This window comes from Cystobacter fuscus DSM 2262, assembly GCF_000335475.2.
GTDB classification, from domain to species: Bacteria; Myxococcota; Myxococcia; order Myxococcales; family Myxococcaceae; genus Cystobacter; species Cystobacter fuscus.
In genome coordinates this window covers 691791-716049 of record NZ_ANAH02000001.1, presented here as the reverse complement: position 1 = coordinate 716049, position 24259 = coordinate 691791, and the positions used below count along the sequence as shown (strand labels likewise).

The following is a 24259-nucleotide window of genomic DNA, read 5'->3' as shown; positions in this document are numbered from 1 at the left end:
TGTTGATCTTCGCATTCGGGGCGGGGAGCACCGTGGTCGCTACCGCCATCCTACGAGTGAGGCGCTCGCCCGCGACGATGATTGCCTGCAACGGGGCGACCGAAGCAGGCGCAGATCCAGATGGATGTGGATGCCACCTGCTCGGCGCGGAGCCAGTGCCGGGTGCGCCCGAGGTGGTAGCCCACGCCCCTGCTGCCTCCCGCTTGTACGCCTCCTCGCTGGCGAACTGTTCTCCTGGGGCGCCATCATGCCGCATAACATGGCGCTGTTCTTGTTCGGGGGCACCTTCTCCGCGAGCACCGCCCTGGTGGGGGCGCCTTGGCCCAGGCGGACACGGCGAGCACCAGCGCCATCAGGCCCACAGGGGCAGCCAACAGCGAATCGGGTGTTTCATCGGTGAGTCTTCTCTCGAGGCGTTAGGGTACACGGGACATGAGAGCGACATTACGAGGCAGGGTGATCGCGGAGAGCGCCGACACCGTCGAGGTTGGCGGCTACCACTACTTTCCGCGTGCGTCTGTCCAGATGGAACTGCTTCGGCCCGCGCCGAAGACGGACAGCGACCGGGCGTGTCCGCATGGCGTCCAGTTCTACGATGTCTCGGACGCGAGCGGCCGGAGCGAGCGCGCGGCCTGGTCCTACGAGGCGCCCCAGGCGTCGATGAAGCGGGTCGACCACTGGATTGGCTTCTGGGGAGACGTCGAACTCGCTCCCTGAGCGCGGCTCATCACCTTCCTGGCCAACGTGCTCTCCCCGTACTGCGCGGCCTGTTGGACTGGTGGCCCTTCCGCTACCAGATCGGCCCGCCGGTGGAGTTGATGATGCCGAGCTGGAAGCGGGGCCTCGAGTCCTCGCTCCTCTTCGCGTTCTTCTCGCGCCGGGTGTGGTTGCACTCCATCGGCCGCTACACCTCCGCGAGCAGTTGACTAGAAGCTGGAGGCTGGCTTGAAGGCCTGGACCTTGAACTCCGCGCGGGTCGTGGCACCGTCTCCATCCGAGACATCGACCTTCACGTCATGGGACTGGCTCTTTTGCCACCACCCGCATTGGTTCTGGCTCAAGTTGGGAGTCCACCGGATCAGCCCCGTGGGGGTGATCGTCATGCCCGAGGGAGACTGATTCAACGCGAAGGAGAGCGTGTCCCGGCCGGGGTCCGATGCGGAGAGCTGAAGCGTGTACTCCGTCCCGCAGACCGCCTTCTGGCTGGTGATCGGGGTGATCACGGGCGGCGCGTTCGTCACGGTCACCGGCAGCACCGCGTCGGTGGCGCTGTCCGGATCCCGGACCCGGACCTTGGCGCGGAAGGTGCTCCCCGTCGCGGGGTTGTCGTCATACAGGTGCTGGGCCTGGGGCGCCGTCGTGACCGTGTCGAAGGTCCCGTCTCCATCGAAGTCCCACTGATAGTCGACCACCGCGTCGACCTGCCCGTTCGCGGCGCCCGTCGTGGCCTCGACCGTGAACCGCACCTCCAGGGACTCGGCTCCGCTCTGCGGAGTGGCCGTGAACGAGAGGATTCTCGGGCTCACGTCGGCGACGTCGAAGGTCGTCGACTGGACCTCCGAGTGCTCCCCGGAGCGGCTCGTGACCCTGAGGGCCACGGTGTAGGTTCCCTGGGCGGAGTAGTGGCAGCTCTGGGTGACGGGACCCGGCTCGGGATGGGACTGCTCCGACTCGGCCACGAAGACTCCTCCCTGATGCTGGCAGTTCCACTCGACCGTCCACGGTCCGTCTGATGCGTTGGGCGTGCTGAAGGAGGCCTGGAGGGTGACGGGGGTGCCTTCCTTCGGGGAACTGGTCGTGAGGACCGGGGCGGTGACCTCCAGCACGTTCGACGACGCGAGCGTCCTGAACAGCAGCGAGGTGCCGTTGTTCAGCTTGGGCTCCAGGTAGCTGTACTGCTGGACCACCGTGGGCAGCAACTGGATGCCCACCGTGGCGCTGGCCCCGTTGTCCAGCTCCGGGAACTCCTCGTCGCCGTAGAAGACATTGGCGTAGTTGAACGCGATGTCCGAGCTGTCCTCGAAGAACACCACCTGGAACTTCAGGGGCTGGGTCGGGAAGATGGGAGAGATCGCCACGTCGCGCCACTCGATTACGAACTTGCGGTGGGGCGAGGTGCCCAGGGTCTCGTGGTACAGACCCGAGGGCTCGACTCCCGGCACCTCCAGGTTCTGCCAGAGGGGAAGGAGCGCCGACGGGAAGAACGTGGAGGGCAGGGGGGTATTGCCCGAGGCCGACGGCACGGGCGCGAAGGTGATGTACCCGTTGCTGTTCACGTACAGGGTGGAGAAGCCCGGAGTCATCCCGGCGAACCGGATGGGAAAGGGCGTGGAGAGGATGCTGGTCGTCTCATCCGAGGCTCCCACCACATGGGTGTTCGCCTCGGTCATGACCTCGTAGGTGGAGGGCTGCTGCCGCGCGGGGCCATAGTGATTGAACACGTCGACGGCGATCGACTCTCCACCCGGGAAGGTGAGCGTGTAGGTGCCCGGCGTGGTCGGGGTGAAACGTCCTGAGTAGATGCCATCCCCGGCGGCCAGGTCCTCGGCCTCGCCCTCATCCCCGAGGGGGAGGGTCGTCTCCGCGCTGCCCGAGACATCCACGGAGACGGCTCCGGCGGGCTCGGCGCAGCGGATGTTCAGCACGGCGAGGGAGATCGGGAACCCGACGACGGTCGCGATGCGGCCGGCGCTCACCACCGGCTTCATCCGCTGCGTGACGCTCTGACCCTCGCAGTTGAGCGCACCACTGCCCTCCGGGCCCCAGGCGCGCAGACGTCGGCCCGTCAGGGTGACACCCGACAGGCCCGGTATCGCGCGGCCCCCGGCGAGCAGGAGATTGCGGATGGCCTTCCAGTCCCGGGTGGGGTCCTGGGTCGCGAGCAGGCCCGCGACCCCCGTGACGTGAGGGGCGGCCATCGAGGTGCCATTGAAGCTCTGGTAGGCATTGCCAGGGACGGTGCTGAGGATGTCCACGCCCGGGGCGCCCAGGTGCACGGTGTGTCGGCCGTAGCTCGACAGGTTCCACCGGGCGTCCTTCCGGTCGGTGGCCGCGACCACGAGCATGTTCGGCAGCTGGTGCTTGGCGGGCCAGCTCTCGGCGACGTCGATGTTGGCGTTCACGTTGCCGGCGGCCGCCACGAACAACATCCCCGCGCCCAGATGCTTCTGGATGGCCTGGCGCATGGGGTCCGAGTTGCAGGATTGCGACCGGCAGCTCCAGGAGTTGTTGGTCGCCACGATGTGGACCGGATGCTGCGCGCGTGTCTTCAGGCGCCAGAGATAGTCCATGCACTTGAGCGCGTCCGACTCCGCCCCGTTGCCCGTCTTGTCGAGGAACTTGCAGGCGATGAGCTTGACGTTCCAGTTGACTCCCGTGACGCCCAGACCGTTGTCGCCCGCCGCGCCCAGGATGCCCGCCACGTGCGTCCCGTGGTTGCCATCATCCAGGGGATCGCCCGTGCCCGTGATGGCGTTGATGCCATGCACGTCGTCGACATAGCCATTGGCGTCATCATCGCGGCCGTTGCCAGGGATTTCCCCGGGATTCCACCACACGTTGGCGGCCAGATCCGGGTGGGTGTAGTCCATGCCGCTGTCGATCAACGCCAGGACGACCTCGCTGCTGCCGGTCGTGAGACCCCAGGCCTGGGGGGCTCCGATGTCCGCGCCCGCGGAGCCTCCGTCCTGACCCGTGTTGTTCATTCCCCAGAGTCCACCGAAGAGTGGATCCCCCGGCGTCCGTGGCGTGCTGTCGATGGAGTAGATGGCATTGCGCCCGGCGTAGAGCACGCGGGGATCCCGCTGGTAGGCGGCGAGGGCCTGCTCCATGTCCGCGCCCCTGGGCAGGCGGATGACCCGCAGGCCTGGCAGGGACTCGTAGGAATGGACGATCCGCGCACCCGGGGCGGCCTCGAGCGCGGCCAACGCGCCCGCCTGGGCTGGCTCCCGGAACCGGACCAGGAGCTCCCCCTCCACATACCCACGCTCCACGGACATCTCCGGGTGCACGGGCTCCCGGGGAGCACCTCCGGGTGACCGCTCACACCCTGGCAGCAGCAGGACCAGCGTGGCCAGTCCCACGAGGCCCGCCGCTGTTGCCACGTGCCCCATGCGAATGCGCTCCATCATGATGGTGCTCCTTCCTTCACGTCCGAAGGGCCAGCCACCCGTGCGGGCGGCTGGCCGGGCCCATCACGTTCAGTGGGCGCCGCTTGGCTTGAAGAGCGGCGTCTCCACGAAGTGGAGCAGCCGCTGCATCTCGCACTTGCGGCGCCACAGGTCGTTGTACTGCCGCGTCTCGAAGTCCACCGGATCCGTGGGCGAGGTGTAGTAGTAGGGCTGCGTCGGATCCCCGGTATTGGGCAGGAGCGACTCCGAGCCGGAGGGGGCGAGGAACCCCGAGAGCTGGGCCATCTGGTTGATGCCACGCGGGGCGACGTGGAAGTTGCTCGTCCCCGTCTCGGCGTAGTGGCAGCCTCCGCAGGTCTGCAGGGCGAACACGTGCCGGGTCGACGTCCTGAAGGCGCCGCCATTCTGCTCGTAGCTGCTCTGGCTTTCGGTAGACAGGTCCCAGACGAGCTGCTGTCCCAGTGCCGACTTGGAGCGCGAGGCTCCGCCAATCATGTGCGGCGGCAGGGTGCTGAGATCTTCCGCGTCGATGAGGGGCGCGTTGTTCAACAGGTAGCTGTCCAGGTCGCTGCCCTTGTAGGTGGGATCCGTCTGATCCTCGCCGCCCTTGTTGTACCGGCTGTCGGGAGTCAGCTTCACGGTGTCCGGCCGCAGCCTGCAGGTCCCCTGCGAGCAGTCTCGCGTCTGCTCACGCAGCTCCCACACCCGGTTGGACAGCGCCGCCGTGTCGAACTCGATCTCGTTGGTGCGAATCTGGCTGATGGCGGAACCCCCGGGAATCCACGACGGATTATAGGTGGCCACCAGGTTCGTGAGCTGCTCCAGCCTGCTGTTGTAGGCCTCACTGAACTCGTAGGTCGCCAGCCGATGCCACTCCTCGGCCCAGCCGAACGTGTCCAGGTGCTGGGTGAGCTTGTACTCGAAGATGACCGTGCCCTTCATGGCGCCGTTGTTGCTGCTCGCATCGCCAAGCTTGTTGAGGTCGACGAAGCCGAAGACGAAGCGCAGCTCGCCAGGACTGGCGGAGCCATACGCGTTCCCGCTCAGGTCGACGCGGTTGATGATGGCGAGCAGCCGGAAGGGAGCCTGGTTGAAGTCGAGCGTGCACGCACCCGTCGCCGGGCAGTTGCTCTTCGTCCTCCAGGTATTGATGAACTTGTTCATCCCCAGGGGTGCTCCCGCGGAGGACACCCCCGCTCGGGCGGCCACCAGATGGCCGTTGATGTTCTGGTCGGTCTGCCAGGTTCCCAGCCAGTTCAACACGAACTCCGAGGTCCCCGCCGCATCCTTGCCACCGGCGATCTGCGACATCAGATAGCCGAAGGACCACTTGCCCCGGGAGTTGGGGGAAGCGCAGCCCGTGCCGTTGAACTGGGTGCGGCAGGGGTCATTCACGACGGAGAGGTTGCGGACCACCAGCTCCTTGTCCATGTTGATGGCCGGAGAGGTGAAGGGACAGCTCGCGAGCAGTCCCTGGCTGAGCGAGCCGAGTTCGCTCGGGCCCCGCGGCTCACGTGAGGCGCTCTCACCTCCGCAGCCCGCCACCACCCCCGCGACCGCGCTCAACAACAGCTTTCTCCAGGACGGCATCATGTCGAACTCCCTCCCAATCAGTGGGCACACTCCGGCTGTCTCGATCGAGCGCAGTGGAGTCTGCTGGCCTTCACGGCAACGACCGCGGCGACGTCTGGTAGTCCGGTTTCGGGGAATGGGTGTGACGGCCTTCCCTGCGTTGGAAGCCGGCCGCCAGTCAGCACCGTGATTCTTTATACACCAATACTCTATGTGAAGGTGAGAAAAAGAGCCGCGAGGGCAGCACTTCAGTGAAACCCCACCTTCAGGAGGAGGCGCCAACCCGAACGCAGACGCACCTGGGTCACGAAGAGTTGACGAGGTCTCACCGGGAGATGTCTGCTTCAATCCGTGGTATCTCCATGGATGCGGCGCGGAACACCTGGAGAGAGGTCCTCGACGCCTGTTCCCAGGGCTCCGCTGTTTGAAAGGGAAACACCATGAAGAAGTCGCTGCTGCCCGCAGTGTTGGCCGTGGTCTCCGTGGCGTCCTCCGGCCAGGTGGCCGCCGCGCCGATGTCCCCCTCCGCGAACCCCGTGGCACAGCACTTCTCGGCCACCGTCCAGGATGCCTTTACCCTCCTGGCGGACACGGAGGATCCGCTGCTCATCTATTACGTCCCACGCCGCGGTGGCGTGGCCGTCCAGTACCCGCTGAGCACCTCTCCCTCCCCGCGCTTCCAGGTGGGCGCCTACACTCCGGCCTCGGGTTTCTTCGCGGGGGCGGAGCTGACCAACATGAGCGGGACGCTCTCCACCCTCAGCCATCTGGGCGTGCTCCAGCAGCTCCAGGACGAGGCCACCGCCCAGGGCTTCTATGTCACCCCGGCTCCGGCCGCGAAGGCCAGGACCCGGTTCCTCGTCTCCGGTTACGAGGTGACGCAGGGGCGCATCGACGTGGCGTGCACGCGGGAGTTCATCCAAGTCACGACGTCCACCGGTGTCAGGCGGGTGGCCGTCCCGAAGTGTTACACCCGGCAGGATCCGACCCAGCCGTATGGTCTGGACACCAACGTGATGTACAGGTTCACGAGCGCCAACGCCTCCAGTGGGAGCGTGGTGGCCCAAGACATCTCCTTCCAGGCAACCACCCTGCCCGGATGGGCCGATGCGCTCCGGCTCCTGATGGCCACCGGCGGCCAGTGGGACCACCTGCTGACGGCGAAGATCGACTGGGAGATCAAGACCAGTGAGCTCTCCCGCCAGGCCCGCTTCTCCGTGAACTGGCAGACGCTGCTCGAGCGGGCCGGCGCCCATGCCGCCACCTGCTTCGACTCGTGCGTGGACGCCGAGGTGCGCGCCTTCTTCGAGCAGCTGGTGCCGTGCGCCGCGGAAAACACGTGCGGTATTCGCATCGAGTACCCGCAGGCCAACGGCACCTGGGGCCCGCAGGCACCCGGTGAAGCCTCCTTCGCCAACGTGGTGAGCGCCGTCCAGCGCAGGCTCCAGGAGGAGCTGTTCAACGAGGTGCGCAAGTACACCCCGCCGGTGAACGGCCAGGTCTCCGACGAGCGGACGGCTTCCTTCACCCCTCGCGCCAACTACGACAAGCTCACCCTGGGCAAGAATGAGCTGGTCTACATCACCTACAACCCGGGCGCGCCCAGCGTGAACGCCGCCACCACGCTCAACGTCGCCTGCCTCCTGGGGGGGTTCGAGCAGGGGCGCGTGACCTGGAACCTGAACGATCCGGGCTGCCGCGCGCTGCTGGGCCAGCCCTAGGGGAACAGGGGGCGCGGGGCGCGTCCTGGTCGCTCCCCGCCGCTCAGAAGCCGGACACACCCGCTGGCACCAGGCGCATGGACATGACTCCATCCCCGAGCTGGCCGGAGTTGCCGAAGCCCCAGGCCCACACCGTTCCATCCGAGCGCAACGCCAGGGAGTGGTTGGCGCCGGAGGAGATGGACCTCACGCCGTTCGGGACGGACGACGGGGTGGGCATCTTGCGATCGCTGGTGCTTCCATCCCCCAGCTGGCTGGCGTTGTTGCTCCCCCAGCCCCACACCGTCCCGTCCGTGCGCACCACCAGGGAGTGCCAGTTCGCGGCGGCGGCGATCACGCCGCTGGAGCTGGAGATGGGCACGGGCAGCAGGCGCTGGGTGGTGGTCCCATCGCCCAGCTGGCCGTGGTTGTTGTAACCCCAGGCCCACACCGTCCCGTTCGAGTGCACCGCCAGGGAGTGGTAGGTGCCCGCCGCGACGGACACCATGCCAGCCAGGCCCGGCACCTGGACGGGCGGCGAGCGTTGGATCTTCGTCCCATCGCCCAGCTGGCCATAGAAGTTGTAGCCCCAAGCCCACACCGTCCCGTCCGAGCGCACCGCCAGGGAGTGGTGGGTGCCCGCCGCGATGGACACCACGCCGGTCAGGCCCGGCACCTGGATGGGCACCAGGCGCTGGGTGGACGTCGCATCGCCCAGCTGGCCATAGAAGTTGTAGCCCCAGGCCCACACCGTCCCATCCGAGCGCAAGGCCAGACTGTGGGCGCTCCCAGCGGAGACGGCCATGACGCCGTTCAGGCCCGACACCCGGACCGGGACGTAGCGGGTGATTCCCGTCCCATCGCCGAGCTGGCCCTGGGAGTTGCCGCCCCAGGCCCACACCGTCCCGTCCGACTGCACCGCCAGGCTGTGGTTGGTTCCCGCCGAGACAGCCACCGCGGAACCTAGGCCCTGCACCTGGACGGGCCGCGGGCGTTGAAGGCCCGTTCCATCCCCGAGCTCACCGGAGCCGTTGTTGCCCCAGGCCCACACCGTTCCGTCCGAGCGCACCGCCAGGGAGTGGGAGCCCCCGGCCGCGACGCCTTTCATCGCGCTCGGGCCCGGCACCTGGACGGGCACCGGGTGAAGCGTGGACGTCCCATCCCCCAGCTGGCCGTACGCGTTGTTGCCCCATGAGGAGGAGGTGCCATCGGCGTGCAGCACCAGGGAGTGGGCGTTTCCGGCCGCGAGGGCCACCACGTGGGCCAGGCCCGGCACCGCGGCGGGCGTCGAGCGCTCGAGGGTGGTGGCATCGCCGAGCTGCCCCTGGTCGTTGCCGCCCCACGCCCACGCCACTCCGTCCGCGCGCAACGCCAGCGAGTGGGAGTCGCCCGCCGCGAGGGCCACGACGCCGCTCAGGGCCGGCGCCTGGGTCGGCGTCACGCGGGGCGTCGTCGTCCCATCACCCAGCTGGCCCATGCCGTTGTAGCCCCAGGCCCACACGCTCCCCTGCGCGTCCACGGCCAGCGAGTAGCCATTGCCCGCCGCGAGGGCCACGACGCCGCTCAGGCCCGGCACCTGGACAGGAGACAGCCGCCGGAGGGTCGTTCCATCTCCCAGCGCGCCGTTGGAGTTGTCACCCCAGGCCCACACCGTTCCATCCGCGCGCAGCGCCAGCGAGTGGGTGCTCCCCGCCGCGACGGCCACCATGCTGCTCAGCCCCGGGACCTGGACTGGAGTCAGACGCGAGAGGGTCGTCCCATCCCCGAGCCGGCCAGAGCCGTTGAAGCCCCAGGCCCACACCGTGCCGTCCCTGCTTACGGCCAGCGAGTGCTGGTGCATGGAGGACACGGTATCCACTCCGGCCAGGCCCGGCACCTGGACGGGCAGCAGGCGCTGGGTGGTGGTCCCATCGCCCAGTTGTCCGAAGGCGTTGTCACCCCAGGCCCACACTGTGCCGTCCGCGCGCGCCGCCAGTGAGTGGCTCGTGGTCGCGGACAGGGTGTGCACGCCCGCCAGGCCGGGCACCTGGACGGGCAAGGTGCGTGGCAGGTCCGTCCCATCCCCCAACTGGCCCGCGGTGTTGACGCCCCAGGCCCACACCGTGCCGTCCGCGTGCAACGCCAGGGAGTGGCGGTTTCCGGTCCCCAGGGGCATTCGGATCCGCTGGCCCAGCACGCGCGCCGGCCTGAGCTGCTGGCTCGACTGGCCATCGCCGAGCTGGCCCTGGGAGTCATCACCCCATGCCCACGTGATTCCGTCAGCGCGCATGGCCAGTGAGTGGGCTCCTCCCGCCGCGATGCTCTTCATGCGGCCCACTCCCGGCACCTGGACCGGTGTCAGTTGCTGGCTGATGGTGCCATTGCCCACCTGGCCATGGTCGTTGTTGCCCCATGCGCGCACCGTGCCGTCGGAGCGCAGGGCCAGCGAGTGGGCACTGCCGGCCGCGAGGGCTTGGACGTTGGTGAGCCCGGGCACCACGACGGGCACCGGACGCCGGGTGGTGGAGCTGATTCCCAGCTGGCCGGAGCCATTCTCTCCCCAGGCACGCACCGTGCCGTCGGAGCACAGGGCCAGCGAGTGGAAGGTGCCAGCGACGACGGACTTCACCCCGGTGAGGCTCGACACGAGCACGGGCGTCCAACGCTCGGTGCTGGAGCCGTCGCCCAGTTGGCCGTAGTAGTTGTCGCCCCAGGCCTTGACCTTCCCGTCGGAGAGCACGGCCAGGGAGTGGGTGCTGCCGGCGGAGAGGGCCACGACACCGGAGAGGCCCTGGACCTGCACGGGCAGCGGGCTCGCCACGGTGGTGTCATCGCCCAGCTGGCCATGGGCGTTGTAGCCCCAGGCCCACACGGAGCCATCGGAGAGCAGGGCCAGCGAGTGATGGTCACCAGCGGCGATGGCCACCACGCCGTTCAAGCTCCACACCTGGATGGGTACCTGGCTCTGGGCATCCGAGCCATCCCCCAACTGGCCGAAGAAGTTGTCGCCCCATGCCCACACCGTGCCGTCGGAGCGCAGGGCCAACGAGTGCTGGTAGCCGACCGCCAGGGCCACCACGCTGTCGAGGGACTGCACCCGCACGGGGAGGCGCTGGGTGATGCCCGTGCCATCGCCCAACTGGCCATAGGTGTTGTCGCCCCAGGCCCACACCGTGCCGTCGGAGCGCAACATCAGCGAATGGGCGGCGCCGGCCGCGACCTGCTCGTGCCCGAGCGGCGGCGGAGTCAACGCGGCTTCAATCCTCGAAGGCCCCGCGTCCTCCGTGCCCCACTCCTCTGGAGGGATGCACCCCATCATCAGACATAAACCCAGCAGACCCATCCAGGCTCCCGGGCTGATTGCGCGAACTCGAGTGTCTCTCATTTGGATATTCCCCTCCCCCTGGCGATTGAGCTGACACCCAGGGCCGAAGCGCCCCGGAGGACAGACCTCTTCATGCAAGCCCTTCAGTTTTCCTTGCTTGCCGCTCAAGCCCCGAGAAAGCGCGGATGATAGTCCATTAGAGCCATGAATGACAGGAATATCATGGATTCTTTACGGCTCCTGGCCACAGGGGTGGGGGCGCCTTGGCCCAGGCGGGCACGGCAAGCACCCGTGACATCAGGCCCGGGCTTCAGGACGGGACGGAGCCGCGGGGCAGCCGCACGGAGGAGGTCGTGCCCGCGTCCGGGCTGGAGCTCGCGGTGATGGAGCCGCCGTGGGCCAGGACGATCTGCTGCGCGATGTAGAGCCCCAAGCCCAACCCCTGGCGCGAGCTGTCCGCGGCGCGGCGGAAGGGATCGAAGACATGGGGCAGCAGCGACTCGGGGATGGGCGTGCCCTGGTTCGTCACCACGAGGACGATCTCCTGCTCCTCCTCGTGGAGGTCCACCGCCACCGGCCGGACTCACGGAGTGCTGCACCACGTGATGCACTCGCTCACGGTCTTCCGGGTGCCGCGCGGAGAGGTGGACGGCGTAGTCCAAGGTGGCATCCGGAGGCAGGCCGAGCAGGTGCAGGCAGCGCTCGTCCGCGTGCACCATTCCGGTGATGGGGTCGTAGTCCCACGTCCCCAGTCCAGTGGTCTCGATCGCCAGGCGGAAGTGCGCCTCACGCAGCTGCGGTGCCCTGAGACCGGGCGGGATGTGCTCGGGTGAGCGCTCTCCGAAGACGGACTGTCGGAGGTGAGCTTCTTCCAGACACCGGCGGGTGTAGCCAGGGTCCCCGCGCCTCGGCAGGGAGCGCTCAGGGTCGCGAGATACTCGGGGAGGTTGTCGAGGACATCCTCGGGGCGCACCTCCCTGGCGGACGGGAGCTGGCTGGCCTCCTCGCGGTAGCGCAGGAGCAGCGACTCTCGATTCCGCTCGATGAGTTCCGCAAGGGATTGCATGGCCGAGAGAGTCCCCCGAGCCCTGAGCGTTCACCAATCCCTGACCCATTTGGGGTAGAATCTTCCAGCGGAGCCGCTCTCCCGACAAATCTTGGAGTAACCGTTCACCGGGTTGATGCATCCGGACGGGTATGCGCAGTTCGAAGGATGGCGGGCCTGTGTCGGGGGCGCGACGTTGTTGATGCCGACCAAGGAGAAGGATGCGGTGGGATGGGTTGAGGCGTGGATAGGATGGGTACGACCGCAGAAGTGGGGCTGGACGTCATGACGTGAGGCGTAGTGTATCAGTACCATGATGGAAGTGGTCCCCACAAACGCCCGCATTCGTATCGCGGAGCTGGAAGCGCAGGTGGCCGCGCGGGACGCCCGCATCGTGGAAGCGGAATTCCACCAACTCCTCCAAGCCTCCGTCGTCGGACCCTGCTGGAGTAAGACGGACGCCCAGAAAGCCCACGGGGCGCCGTCCAGGTGGCCAACCCGGCCACGAGTACCACAAGCGGGAGCTGCTGCCGCCGGAGCAAGTCAACCGATTCATCGACGTGCCCGCCCCGGAGCGGTGCGCCAGGTGCGACGAGAAGCTGGAGGGCGGGCAGCAGCAAGTGTTCCGGCACCAGTTGGTGGAGATACCACCGCTCACTGCGAGTTGCGGTGCCCTGCGCTGGAGTGCGCGCATTGCGGCACGCTGAACAAGGCCCTGCTCACGCCCGAAGCCGCCGGCCCTGTGTTTGGCGAGCGCTTGTCGGCGATGCTGTGCCTGCTGGTGGGCAAGTACAGACTCTCCAAGCGGCTGGTTCGCGAGGCGCTCTCGGACCTGTTGGGAGTGAAGCTGTCGCTGGGCGCCATCCGCGACCGTGAGCAGGAAATGAGCGATGCCTTGTCAGCCCCAGTCGCACAGGCGGAGGAGTACGTGCGCGACCAGGACGCTGCCAACCTGGACGAAACAGGCTGGTACGAGGGCAAGGGAGAGGGGAGCCACCACCGCGCCTGGCTGTGGGTGGCGGCCACCGCGCTCGTCGCGGTATTCCGAATCACCTCCAGCCGGGGCAGTGAAGTGGCCAAGGCGCTGCTGGGGACGGACTTCGCGGGCTTCCTCACCACCGACCGCTGGAGCGCGTACAACTGGTACGACACCGCCCTGCGACAGCTGTGCTGGAGCCACCTCACCAGGGACTTCCAGGGCTTCATCGACAGGGGTGGTGAGGGGGCCCGAATCGGCCAGGAACTCATGGACGAGCGCAACCGGATGTTCAAGTGGTGGCACCGCGTGCGGGATGGGACGCTGGCACGTGAAGCATTCGAGCGCCGGATGAAAGAGGTAGAGCAGAAGGTGGGACGTCTGCTCCGTGAGGCCGAGGTGGGTGCCGAGGAGAAGACGGCCGGCATCGCGAAGCAGATTCTCCGGCTCGAGGAGGCCATGTGGACATTCGTCCACGTGGAAGGCCTGGAGCCGACCAACAATTTCGCGGAGAGGCTTATCCGCCCTTGCGTCCTGTACAGGAAGACGAGCTTCGGGACGCAGTCGCCCGAAGGTAGCCGCTTCGTGGAGCGGATTTTGACGGCCGTGACAACTCTCGGCCTGCAACGACGCAATGTGTTGGAGTACCTCTCTGACCTCCTCTACGCACATCGCCGCGGGCTGCCTTTGCCTTCCCTCCTCCCATTCGCCACCAGCACTCAGGCTTCTCTTCCTGTCTGAGCCGGTGAACGGTTACCCCGCAGAAGCTGGTGCGCCGTGTCAGGTAGCGCTCCACCAGCACGGCGAACGTCTCCCGGTGCCGTTCTCCGACAGCGTCTGGGCCCGACGGGGGCTTTCCACGCCACTGAACGTTTGCTGGACGCCAGCAACCGGCCGCCCCACGCCGTCCCTGGAAGTAGCGCAGACTCGGGGGAAGGCCCTGGCGCTGCGAACAGCGCGGAGGGGCGGACGGGCAGTGCCCGTACGGGGGCCGGGAGCGGAGCGAATGAAGCACAAGGACCCGACGATGGTGACCGTCCCCGGACCGGTGGGACGATTGATGGCGACAACCGAAGGAGACGGCGGCATCCCCGTCCTCTTCGTGCATGACCTCGCCGCCGACCGGACGCACTGGGCGGAGACGCAGCACGGCCTGGCGACCCGCAGCGTCTCTTTCGATCTGCGCGGGCTGGGCGAGAGCGGCGGCGCCCATGGCCCCTTTGGCGTGGAAGCGGCGGTGGAGGATGTCGCCGCCGTCGCCGACGCGCTCCTCCCCCAGAAGTTCGTCCTGGTGGGCCACGGCTTCGGCGCCGCGGTGGCCGGCGCCTTCTCCGCGTACTACCCCGAGCGGCTCGCCGGGCTCCTCTACGTCGAGGCGGCGGGAGATCTCCGCCGCGTCCCGAAGGCCGACGCGGACGCCTGGCTCGAGAACTTCAGCGGAGCGAAGTATGGCGCCTTCCACGAGCACTGGCTCACGCCGCTGCTCCTCAATGCGAAGGAGACGACGCGCGGGCTGGTGATGAAGACGCTACGTACCTCGCGCCGGGAGGCCATCGCCGGTAACCTGGCGTCGCTCTACAGCCACGACCCGAACGAGGCCTTCGAGCGCTTCACGGGACCCACCCACGCGCTGGTGGCGGCCACCGGCCCGGAGACGCTGGTGGCCCAGCGGCCCACGCTCTCCCGCTCCGTGCTGCCGCACGCGAGTCACTTCCTGATGCTGGACTCGCCCCAGTGGTTCCACACGGAGCTGGTCCGCTTCCTCGGCCACTGCAAGCCTCACCCCTGAGTCAGGGGTTGAGCGGGGTGGTAGCCATTGACACCACTGGGGTTTCGCCGCGCGCACGCCCGAGGTGTTGGCCAGGCGAGTGATTGAGCACCAGCGAATAGGCCGCGTGGGGGCCCTGTTGAAGAGGTGTGCATCCTGGCCGGGAGTGGCGAGGTCGTGCTGGAGCGGCTCTCCGCACCGGCACCCCAGCGGCCCGTTCTGGTCCACAGAGGGGTGGCCCTATGAAGACGATGTATCGGATGGAGCCTCGGCGTGCGCCGCCACGAGTCCTCGCTCTGGCGCTCGAGGGACGACGCGGCCCGCCAATCGCTCTCCTGGGGAGTCAGGAGGAGGACCACCCGTCCGCGCCCCCGCCGGGCGTATACATCCCCTCGGTGGATGCGGGGGAGAGCGTTTTCGGCTACCTCGCGCGCACCCGAGGTGGCTTCGACTTGCCCCTCTACCGGCAGCTCATCGGCGCGGCCAACGAGCACAAGGAGGGCGACGAGGCCGCGGGACTGGCCGCCGCGGATGCCACCTCGCGCGCCAATGCACGACTCCTGCTGCGCGCTACCCGCCTCGGCGAGCTGCGCGCCCACCCGCTCTTCGCGGATGGTCTCTTCACGCTCATCGAGCAGGGCGTGGACCCGGCGAGGGCCGCCACCCTCGACGGCTGGAAGATGAGCGACCTCGTGGACTTCCTCCTCGACCAACCGGAGGAGGCCATCAAGTCCTGCATGACCGGGCTGAGCAGCGACCTCATCGCCTGCGTGGTGAAGCTGCTGAGCAACGAGGCGCTCATCGCCGTCAGCCGCAAGGTCTTCAACCCGCTGCCAGGCAGCAAGGTGGGCGCCAGGGGCTACCTGGGCGCGCGCCTCCAACCCAACTCGCCCACGGACCACCCGGACGACATTCGCTGGCAGGTCTTCAACGGCTGGGCCTTCGCCGTGGGGGACGTGGTGCTGGGCACCAACCCCGTCTCCAGCGAGGTGGAGTCCGTGCGCACGGTGGAGAACGTGCTGCGCGACACCCTGGAGACGTTCGGCCTCGCGGAGGTGATGCCCCACTGCGTGCTGTCCCACATCGACATCCAGGCCGAGGTGGAGAAGCGGGAGCCCGGCTCCACGGCTCTGTGGTTCCAGAGCCTCGGCGGCACCGAGGGCGCCAACCAGACGTTCGACATCACCCTGGCCAAGATGCTGGCGCACGCGGCGAAGCGCACCGGCAGGTATGGCCTGTACTTCGAGACGGGCCAGGGCGCCGACGGCACCAACGGCCACGGCGAGGGCTTCGACATGGTGGTGCACGAGTCGCGCAAGTACGGCTTCGCGCGTGTGCTCCAGCAGTGCGTGGCCCGGGCGCGGCGCGGGGCTGGTGAACCCGCCGCGCCCTGGGTGCACCTCAACGACGTCGCCGGCTTCATCGGCCCCGAGGTGTTCCGCACCCGCGAGCAGCTCGTGCGCTGCTGCCTCGAGGATCTCGTCATGGGCAAGCTGCATGGCCTGACGATTGGCCTCGACGTCTGCTCCACCCTGCACATGGAGGTCGACCTGGATGACCTCGACTGGTGCCTGGAGCAGCTCATGCCGGCCAACCCGGCCTACCTCATGGCGCTGCCCACCAAGAACGACCCGATGCTCAACTACCTGACCACGGCGTTCCAGGACCACGTCCGCCTGCGCGAGCGGTTCGGCTACAAGGTGGATGACCGGATGTGGGCCTTCTTCCAGCGGCTCGGCGTCATCGACGAGGGCGGCAGACCCACCGAGCACTTCGGCGACCCCACCTGGGTGTACCTCCAGTACCGGAGGCACAAGGGCGACGTGCGCTCGAACGAGGACATCCTCGCGGAGGGTCGGGCGCGGATGGTGGAGGTGCGCGCGCGGGGTGTGTGGCTCGCCGAGGGCCACGGCGCCAGCGCGTGGGAACTCAACCCTCCACTGGAGCACGAAATCCGCGCCCTCTACGAGGACGCGAAGAAGAGCCTCTTCGCCGAGTTGCCTGGAACCTTCACCGATACCCTGCCCGGTGCGGTGGCGGTGGCCACCCGCTCCAAGGATCGCGTGGACTACATCCTCCACCCGCCCTCGGGAGAGCAGCTCTCCAAGTCCTCACTGGCCTCGCTGCGGGCGCTACGGGACGCGCAGGCGGGCCAGTACGACGTGCAACTCGTCATCTCGGATGGGCTCAACGCCTGGGCGCTCACGGACGAGGGGCACCTCGCGCCCTACCTGGAGCGGGTGCGCACGGAGCTGACGGCCGCGGGCTACAAGGTGGCGCCCCAGCCCATCGTGGTGACGCGGGGACGGGTACGCGCCGGCTACCACATTGGCGAGGTGCTGTTCGGCTCGCTGCCGGACAAGCGTTCGCACCGGGCCCTCCTGCACCTCATCGGAGAGCGGCCCGGGTCGGGGCACCATGCCTACTCCGTCTACATCACCGCGCCCACGGTGGGCACCTGGGCGCGAGAGGGTCTGGTGGACCACGACATCACCCGCGTAGTGTCCGGTATCGCGGACACGGCGCTCACCCCTTCCACCGCTGCGGTGGCCACGGTGAACATCCTCCAGCAACTCGCTCCGTGGCGCGCGCATCATTGAAGGTCAGCAACTTCAAGCGGAGAGAGGCCTCTAGTGAGCGTCGCGACCTTCGAAGAAGGCCCCTTGTCGGGTCCGAGCTTCTTCCTTTCCCGTACGGCGCTCCGCTCGCTCGCGCTGGCCCATCGTGACACCTACGGCGCCGCACGGCCCTATCCTCACGTCGTCATCGATGGCTTCCTGGGCGCGCGACTCGCGTCCGGACTGGCAGGGGTCTTCCCGGGCGCATCCGAGGCCAACTGGATGCGGCGCGATTACCAGGAACAGGCGGCGCGCCTGGGACAGCTTCAGCGCAAGGCGTTCGAAGGTGTGCACGGAGCGCTGCGACACCTGCTCTCGGAGTTCTCGAGCATGTCGTTCCTCGACTTCCTGGAGTCACTCACCGGAGTTCAGGGGCTCATCGCGGATCCTCATTTCCGGGGTGCCGGGCTGCACCTCACGCTTCGTGGGGGTCATCTGGCACTTCACGCGGACTTCAACCGTGATCGCTACCGTGGGCTCTCGCGGCGGCTCACCGTCCTCTACTACCTCAACCCCGATTGGGAACCCGCCTGGGGTGGCGACCTCGAGCTGTGGAATGCCGAGCTCTCCAGGTGCGAGACCCGAATCGCTCCGCTCCTCGATCGGCTGGTGGTGATGGCCCATGGCGATGACCACTGGCATGGCCACCCATCCCCGCTGGCGTGTCCGGAGGGACGTGGTCGAGCCGCGGTCGCGGCCTACTTCTATACGGCGCAAGCGTCCTCGGACGCGCCGGATGCCCACGGCGCCATCTGGGCGCCAGCGCGCTCCTCGTAACGGGGGGTAGACTGGTCAAGGCACTCCCCAGGGAGCGCCGTGGACATGGAGGGAATCTGGCACATGGAGGAACCCTGGGAGGGGAGTGCGCTCTCCCCCTCCCGGGTGATGACGCTGGCGCGGGGTCTGGATACAGACGAACGAGCCCAAGGAGCCTTTGTCATGTCGAGAGCGGTAGTGATTGGCGGTGGTATCGCGGGTTTGTCGGCGGCGCACGTCCTGTCCCAGCACTTCGAGCGCGTCCTGCTCGTGGATAGGGATGGCCAGGACGTGGCACACGAGCGCGAGGGCGTGCCGCAGGTGGATCACCTCCACGTGCTGATGCGGCGCGGTTGGTTGGCGTTCAATGAGCTCTTCCCGGGCATTGGCGAGGCGCTCATCCGGGCCGGGGCCGTGGAGGTCGACTGGGGTGCGAACTGCTACTGGGTGGGACGCTTCGGGGCCTTCCCGCGCCCCCCTTCGGACATCACCTCGCGTCTGTGCAGCCGCAGGCTCCTGGAGAAGACGGTCCGCGCCCGCCTGGCGGGCAATCCGAGAATCGAGCTCATCGAGCGTTTCGAGGCCGGGACGTTCCGGTGGGACTCCTCGCGGCGCCGCATCCTGGCGGTGAAGGCGAGTGATGGGCGAGAGGTGGAGGCCTCGCTCTTCGTGGATGCCTCGGGGCGCAACGGTCCCTTCCGCTCGCGGGCGGTGCTCGAGAAGGTGGATGCGCGGGCGAGCTATGCCACGTGCGTGGTGCGCATCCCCCACGCGGAGCGTCTGCCATTCCGGCAGGCCTACGTGCAGGTGTGTGCGCCCCATCACCTGCGCGGAGGTGGCATCAATCCCATCGAGGATGGGTTCCACCTGGCGATGATGGTTGGCGCCGGCCACGAGATGCCTCCAGGAGACAGGGAGGGCTTCCTGGAGTACGCGCGCTCCCTGCGAGATCCCTGTGTGGCCCAGGTGCTGTCCCAGGCCGAGTTCGTGGGCCCCATCCGCTGCTTCCGAAGGATGGCGGGCACGCGTGTGTTGCGGCCCGCGTTCCAGGCCGACAACCTGGTGACGATGGGTGATGCGCTGTGTGCCTTGAATCCCGTCTACGGGCAGGGAATGACGGTGAGCCTGCTGTCGGCGCTCGAGCTTGGGCGGCAGATGGCCCAGGAGGGCAAGACCTCGCAGAAGCGGTTCGACGAGCTCGTCATGGGCCCCTGGCTCACGGCGGCCGGCGAGGACCTGCGCGTGCCCGGGTGCACCCTGGAGAACGTGAGCGCCATGGAGCGTCTGACCATGAGGCTCAACAGCCTCCTGGGAGACAGGGTCATGTTCCGGGCCACCTTCGATCCAGACGCGCATCAGCGCACGATGCGCGTCCTCCACATGGTGGACCCGCCCTCCGCGCTCATCCCGCTCGCACTGCCTCGAGTGGTGTAACGGCGGGGGGCACGGGCTCCCCCCTCGATTCTCCCCTTTCGCGGGACACCCCTTCGCGATGTCCCGGGTCAGCCCTTCAGGGACTGTCGGGCTGCTTTCGCCAGGCGCACCATGGCGGCACGCGCTTCATCCGGTGTCGCGATCGGTTGGTCGAAGGTAAAGCGCAGGGGGTGCTCATCCGCCAGCACATCGAAGCCATCGGCATCAATGCCTTGCATGGCGACCTTTTCCGCCGAGACCCCCTTGAAGGCCTGACAGTAGGCCTTGAGGTTGTGGGCGTGGTCCTCGTTCATGTGCCCGACGATGTCGGCTTCGCTCTGGGCGAAGGGATTGGCGACGAGCAATTCATCGCGCTCCAGCCAGTAGATCCGCCCGAACCCGCCAATGAAGCGGGCGCGTACCAGAACGAGTCGGTACAGCTCGAAGTCGTGGGTGTCGAGGTAGTCCGCCGATCGGGGGAAATAAGCACGGTACCGGGCGTGAGCGGTGGTTTCGTCGAGCGGTACGGGCTTGGCATCCGCGACCCAGGTCAGGCGCTGGGCGGCCTGCGGGTCTGGATTCGTCGCATCGTGAATCGTCAAGGAGACCTTCGCGTCCGCCTGGATGTTCTTCGTGTGCTGGGCCAGGGTGCTGATGAGAATCAGCGGCGCGCCGGCATGGTCGAGAGTGTAGGGGGTAATCGACCCGAAGGGATAGCCAGGCAGCTCGAGGCTCATGGTCGCGAGCACGCCATGGCGCTGGCTCAAGAGAAGCGTGCGGGCATGACGCGCGCGATTTTCGAGATCGGACATGGCCCAGAGGATACCGGAACTCCACGGCGAATCGCCTCGAAGAAGGCCTTCCGCTTTCCGGGAGTATAGGAAAGATGGCAGTGGGTCCGTTCACCACCTCCGAGCGTGCTGGAGCTGGATGGACGGGCGGGGGCGAAGCGCTTCGTCGGCCGCGGTGGCCGGTTCGAGGAGTCCCGCCCCCGCCCGTCTCGGGTTACTGCAACAGCTTCTGCTTGATGAAGGCGCCGGATTGCGTGAGGGCCGAGCTGGGCCAGTTCCCAGTGGTGCTCGAGCCGGTGACGAGCGCGGAGGCGGTCTCGGCCTTGTCGTTGAGCGACCAGTTGGCCCAGCTCAGCTTGCGGCTGTTCATGAAGTCGATCCACAGCTGGGTCTCGGCGAGGTTGAGGTTGCCGTTGCCGGACGCGTCGCAGGTGCCGAACTCCGTCACGAACAGGGCGATGCCCTTGTTCAGCGCCGTGGCCGCCTTGTCACGCAGGAACTGCTTGTGCGTACCCGCGTAGAAGTGCAGCGAATAGGCCACGTTGGGGTACTGGGTGATGGGGTTGCCAGCGGCCACGTCCACGTCCTGCGACCACGTTGGCGTGCCCACCACCACGAGGTTGGGGGCACCGGCGCCGCGGATGGCTCCAATGATTTCCACGGCGTAGGCTCGCACCTCGCTCCAGGACTCGCCATCTGGCTCGTTGAAGATCTCGAAGATGACGTTGGGGGTGTTCTTGTAGAGCTGCGCCATCTCCGTGAAGAATGCCTTGGCCTGCGCGGTGTGCTGCGTGGCGTTGTGATCATGCCAGTCGATGATGACGTAGATGCCCTTGGCGATGGCCGCGTCGACGACGGTCTTCACCCGGGCCTTCTCCGCCGCGGGGTTGGTGAGGTAGCCGCCGCTCTCCACCCCCATGGCGGCGCGCACCACGGTGGTCTTCCAGTTGTCCGCGAGCGAGTTGACGACGGAGGCGTTGTAGAACGTGCCGCCCCACTGGCTCCAGAAGAGGCTCATCCCCTTGAGCTGGATGGCCACGCCATTCTGGTTCCGAATCTGATTGCCCACCACCTGAAGCTTGCCATTCGTGGCCACGGGCGAGGCCAGCGGCGCCTCCACACTCTCCACCTCCGGCGTGGTGGCTTCGGTCTCCCCGGTCATGGAGGGCTCCTCGGGAGGGTACGACTCCTCCATGCCACCGCATCCGCCGAGGAGCGTGAGGTAGAGGACCGCCATACACAGGCTCCGCCATCCGCTCAGACCCGCACCGCCCGAAACCAGATTTCTCTTCATGCACGCCTCTCGTGATGTGTGCGCTATTGCAAGGGACATCCTCCAGACAGACACCCGCAGCTTGTCCCATCTTCCCGTGCACGGAGGATGGCTCGGTGCCTGGTTGTCGGGGCGCTGTTCCCTGGAATCGGATTTTTCCGCGCCTTCTCCGAAAGGGTTTTCAGGAAGGGCGAGTATGCTGCCGAGGCCGTGGTTCGCGGGTGGCGGAAGGCACGAAGGGCCCGGCTCCTGCTCGCCGGGACCCCCGGAACCGGCGTCGATGGTTCAGGGCGCACGGTCGGGTAACCGTTCGCCTCGGAGACGGCTCCTACCTGCCGAGCAACGCGGACGGCGCTCGGGCGCCGACCATCCAGCAGGCAGCACTGAAGCGGACTTCCGCTCCGTGCACATAGGGCTCAAACGCGGCGCGGACCGTTTCGATGACCTGGGTGCGAGTCCGATCGTCCGCCTCGTGAAGAATCAGACCGAGGGGGCCGAGCCGGGTCAGGTAACGGACCAACTCCTTCTCGGGCAGGGTGCAGGTCACATCGATCGGCCGGATGTCGAGCTCGGCCCAGCCACTTTCCTCCAGAATGCGGTGGACCCGGCGCTGGTCCGCGAAGGCGAACTGCCCCGGCGCGTCTGGCTGGCGGGCGGGGATGTTCGGCAGCAGCGGTGCCGCGGCGCGCTCGGCCGTCGTCATGAACGGATTTTCCGAGGGACTCCGCCAGGCGACGAACCGCAATTCGGCGCCATCCTTCGCGGCCTGCCTCAGGTTCGCGAAGGCCCGGACGAAGTCGTCGAAGAACATGACGCCGAAGCGCGAAATGATCATGTCGAAGCTGGCGGGCTCGAAGGCGTGGTTTTGCGCGTTGGCGCGGATGAAGCTCGCTGGCGTGCTTTCCCGTTCGGCGCGGGCCCGGGCGGCGGTGATCATCGGCTCCGAAATGTCGATGCCGGTGCAGCGGCCCTTCGCGCCGAGCAGCCGCGCGACGGCGAGCGTCGTGCCGCCCGTACCGCAGCCGACGTCGAGCACCTGGTGCCCGGCGCCGGCCAGGGCCGCTTCGACGAGCAGGTCTTCTAGCGGCTTGAACATCTGGTCGAGCAACTCCTGCGTCTCGACCCAGGCGCGTCCGGCGGGGCCATTCCAAAGCGTCGTCTGCCCGTCATCGCCCTGGTGCGCGACATTCATGATCAGCTCCTTTCGAGTGCCTTCGAGAATCGAATAGCAGTACTGTGCCAGTTCAAGTCGACTTGAGGTCAAGAGCGTGAGAGACCTGGACATCACCGAGGTGGCGCGGCGGTCCGGCGTTCCCGCCTCGACGCTGCGGTTCTATGAGGAAAAGGGGCTGATCGCCTCTATCGGCAGGCGGGGCCTGCGCCGTCTGTTCGAGCCCGGTGTGCTGGAACGGCTGGCGCTGATCGCACTGGGGCGCGCCGCCGGCTTCTCTCTCGATGAGATCGCGCTGATGTTCGCTCCGGACGGGCGGCCGCGCATCGACCGACAGATGCTCGCGGCCAAGGCGGAGGAACTCGACAGGACGATCCGAGAACTCAGCGCCATGCGCGACGGCCTACGGCACGCCGCTGCCTGCCCCGCGCCGAGCCACGTGGAATGCCCCACCTTCCGCCGCATCCTGCGGGCCGCCGCGTCTGGAGCGATGGGAGCGCGGAGCAAACGGGCGCCGCGGCCACCGCGTCACTAGAACGCCAGGGGCAGGCTCACCAGCCCACGACTGTTATTTGACGCAGGTATCTCCCTCGAGGAGTGCCGTCACGGACCCACTCCGGGCGGTGTTGTATTTACGGTGGCGGATATCCACTCTCTATCTGCTGCGCGCGGGCAGGGGGGAGACCGCGTCCCCGGGAGCCTCCTGCCGGAGGAACGTCGCACCGGGCCGCTCGCGCTCGTCCACCTCCAGGCGGAAGATGTCGGGTCGGCCGTAGTGGCCACAGGGGTCGAAGTCGAGCCGCGCCCGCGTCAGCATCCCGAGGTCCAGGTCGGCCGTCAGCACGCCCTCCTCGCCCCAGAGCGGGCCCGCGAGTACCTCACCGAACGGGGAGATGATGACGCTGCCGCCCCGGGACATGATGTGCGGGGTCTCGGCGGGGAGGGCCTCTTCGCGGAGGACCTCGGGCGGGTACATGTCGCGGGTGACGAACTGGTTGCACCCGAGCACGAAGCACCGGCCCTCGTTGCCGATGTGGCGCATGGTGGCCTGCCACGTGTCGCGGCTGTCCGCGGTCGGGGCGAGGTAGATGTCGACGCCCTTGGCGTACATGGCCGCCCGCGCGAGCGGCATGTAGTTCTCCCAGCAGATGAGCCCACCGATGCGGCCGAAGGGCGTGTCCACCGTCGAGAGCGTGCTGCCATCGCCCTCGCCCCAGATGAGGCGCTCGGAGCCGGTGGGCTTGAGCTTGCGGTGTTTGGCGAGCAGCGCGCCCTCGGGCCCGAAGTAGAGCTGCGTGCAGTAGAGCGTGCCGCGCGTGAGGCGATCCCGCTCGATGACGCCGATGGAAAGGAAGACGCCGTGCGCGCGGGCGATGCCTCCGAGGCGCTCGATGGCCGGACCGGGGAGCTCCACGGACTGCTCGTTGTAGAGCTGCCAGAGTCGGCGGCCGGCATCGCTCCGGCTGCCCACGATGAAGCCGAAGCCGAGTCCGCGGGGATAGGCCGGGATGAACGCTTCCGGGAAGAGCACGAGGCGCGCGCCGGTGTTGGCGGCGCGGGCGGTCCACGAGGCGACGCGCTCGAGCGTTCCCTCGAGATTGAAGAGCACGGGAGCCGCCTGGACGACGGCGACACGGACCTGCGGGGAGTTCGACATGCCGCCGAGGATAGACGGCGGCCCGGTGTCCGCGAAGCCCCCGGGGCAGAGGGTTGCTCCGACAGGTCCTCCCTTCGGTGCTCGA

Annotated in this window: 16 protein-coding genes and 1 pseudogene; 9 read left to right on the top strand and 8 right to left on the bottom strand. The window is 67.7% G+C overall.

All coding sequences use genetic code 11. The annotated features are described in order from the left end of the window. Positions 1-432: 432 nt before the first annotated feature. Together D187_RS02740 and D187_RS54630 are read left to right on the top strand one after the other, a co-directional pair. On the top strand, positions 433-717 hold the full coding sequence (locus tag D187_RS02740; RefSeq protein WP_043427836.1) for a DUF427 domain-containing protein: 285 nt from the start codon (positions 433-435) through the stop codon (positions 715-717). 53 nt (positions 718-770) lie between these two features. Then, positions 771-926, top strand: a complete 156-nt coding sequence (locus D187_RS54630; RefSeq protein ID WP_002623012.1) for a hypothetical protein — start codon at positions 771-773, stop codon at positions 924-926. Here D187_RS54630 and D187_RS49340 read toward each other — a convergent pair whose 3' ends face one another. Together D187_RS49340 and D187_RS02730 are read right to left on the bottom strand one after the other, a co-directional pair. Beyond that, the gene (locus D187_RS49340; RefSeq protein WP_002623013.1) at positions 927-4130 is read right to left on the bottom strand and encodes a S8 family serine peptidase; all 3204 of its coding nucleotides are present in this window, start codon (positions 4128-4130) and stop codon (positions 927-929) included. Positions 4131-4199: 69 nt separating this feature from the next. Then, positions 4200-5723 carry a hypothetical protein gene (locus D187_RS02730; RefSeq protein WP_002623014.1) on the bottom strand — a complete coding sequence of 508 codons (1524 nt, stop codon included), beginning with the start codon at positions 5721-5723 and terminating at the stop codon, positions 4200-4202. 419 nt (positions 5724-6142) lie between these two features. On the opposite strand from D187_RS02730, the gene D187_RS02725 reads away from it, so the two are divergent. After that, entirely contained in the window at positions 6143-7423 is a 1281-nt protein-coding gene (locus D187_RS02725) for a hypothetical protein (protein WP_002623015.1), read from the top strand. Positions 7424-7466: 43 nt separating this feature from the next. Here D187_RS02725 and D187_RS02720 read toward each other — a convergent pair whose 3' ends face one another. Both D187_RS02720 and D187_RS02715 read right to left on the bottom strand, forming a co-directional pair. Continuing rightward, the gene (locus tag D187_RS02720; RefSeq protein WP_002623016.1) at positions 7467-10724 is read right to left on the bottom strand and encodes an RCC1 domain-containing protein; all 3258 of its coding nucleotides are present in this window, start codon (positions 10722-10724) and stop codon (positions 7467-7469) included. A 292-nt stretch (positions 10725-11016) separates the two neighbouring features. Further along, positions 11017-11280, bottom strand: a complete 264-nt coding sequence (locus D187_RS02715) for a sensor histidine kinase (RefSeq protein WP_002623017.1) — start codon at positions 11278-11280, stop codon at positions 11017-11019. A gap of 872 nt (positions 11281-12152) precedes the next feature. Between D187_RS02715 and tnpC the strand changes: the two are divergent. The 5 genes and pseudogenes from tnpC to D187_RS02685 form a co-directional block, all read left to right on the top strand. Beyond that, positions 12153-13468 (top strand): annotated as a pseudogene (gene tnpC, locus D187_RS02705) (IS66 family transposase); the annotation flags it as partial. A gap of 265 nt (positions 13469-13733) precedes the next feature. Then, positions 13734-14516 carry an alpha/beta fold hydrolase gene (locus D187_RS02700; protein WP_002623019.1) on the top strand — a complete coding sequence of 261 codons (783 nt, stop codon included), beginning with the start codon at positions 13734-13736 and terminating at the stop codon, positions 14514-14516. Positions 14517-14737: 221 nt separating this feature from the next. Then, on the top strand, positions 14738-17095 hold the full coding sequence (gene eutB / locus D187_RS02695) for an ethanolamine ammonia-lyase subunit EutB (protein ID WP_245591584.1): 2358 nt from the start codon (positions 14738-14740) through the stop codon (positions 17093-17095). A 33-nt stretch (positions 17096-17128) separates the two neighbouring features. After that, positions 17129-17890: a 2OG-Fe(II) oxygenase gene (locus tag D187_RS02690; RefSeq protein ID WP_002623022.1), complete on the top strand. Its 762-nt coding sequence runs from the start codon at positions 17129-17131 to the stop codon at positions 17888-17890. 162 nt (positions 17891-18052) lie between these two features. Beyond that, positions 18053-19303, top strand: a complete 1251-nt coding sequence (locus tag D187_RS02685) for an FAD-dependent oxidoreductase (protein WP_020917742.1) — start codon at positions 18053-18055, stop codon at positions 19301-19303. 68 nt (positions 19304-19371) lie between these two features. Here D187_RS02685 and D187_RS02680 read toward each other — a convergent pair whose 3' ends face one another. From D187_RS02680 to D187_RS02670, 3 genes are all read right to left on the bottom strand, one after another. Continuing rightward, the gene (locus tag D187_RS02680) at positions 19372-20094 is read right to left on the bottom strand and encodes a HugZ family pyridoxamine 5'-phosphate oxidase (protein WP_002623024.1); all 723 of its coding nucleotides are present in this window, start codon (positions 20092-20094) and stop codon (positions 19372-19374) included. A gap of 193 nt (positions 20095-20287) precedes the next feature. Beyond that, complete coding sequence (locus D187_RS02675) at positions 20288-21310, bottom strand: glycoside hydrolase family 5 protein (RefSeq protein ID WP_002623025.1); 1023 nt, start codon at positions 21308-21310, stop codon at positions 20288-20290. A 364-nt stretch (positions 21311-21674) separates the two neighbouring features. Continuing rightward, positions 21675-22538, bottom strand: coding sequence for a class I SAM-dependent methyltransferase (locus D187_RS02670; RefSeq protein ID WP_002623026.1), 864 nt, complete (start codon positions 22536-22538; stop codon positions 21675-21677). A gap of 76 nt (positions 22539-22614) precedes the next feature. Between D187_RS02670 and D187_RS02665 the strand changes: the two genes are divergently transcribed. After that, positions 22615-23052 carry a helix-turn-helix domain-containing protein gene (locus D187_RS02665; RefSeq protein ID WP_002623027.1) on the top strand — a complete coding sequence of 146 codons (438 nt, stop codon included), beginning with the start codon at positions 22615-22617 and terminating at the stop codon, positions 23050-23052. Between the two features lie 120 nt (positions 23053-23172). On the opposite strand, the gene D187_RS02660 is transcribed toward D187_RS02665, so the two are convergent. Next, on the bottom strand, positions 23173-24174 hold the full coding sequence (locus tag D187_RS02660) for a carbon-nitrogen hydrolase family protein (RefSeq protein ID WP_002623028.1): 1002 nt from the start codon (positions 24172-24174) through the stop codon (positions 23173-23175). Positions 24175-24259: the final 85 nt, after the last annotated feature.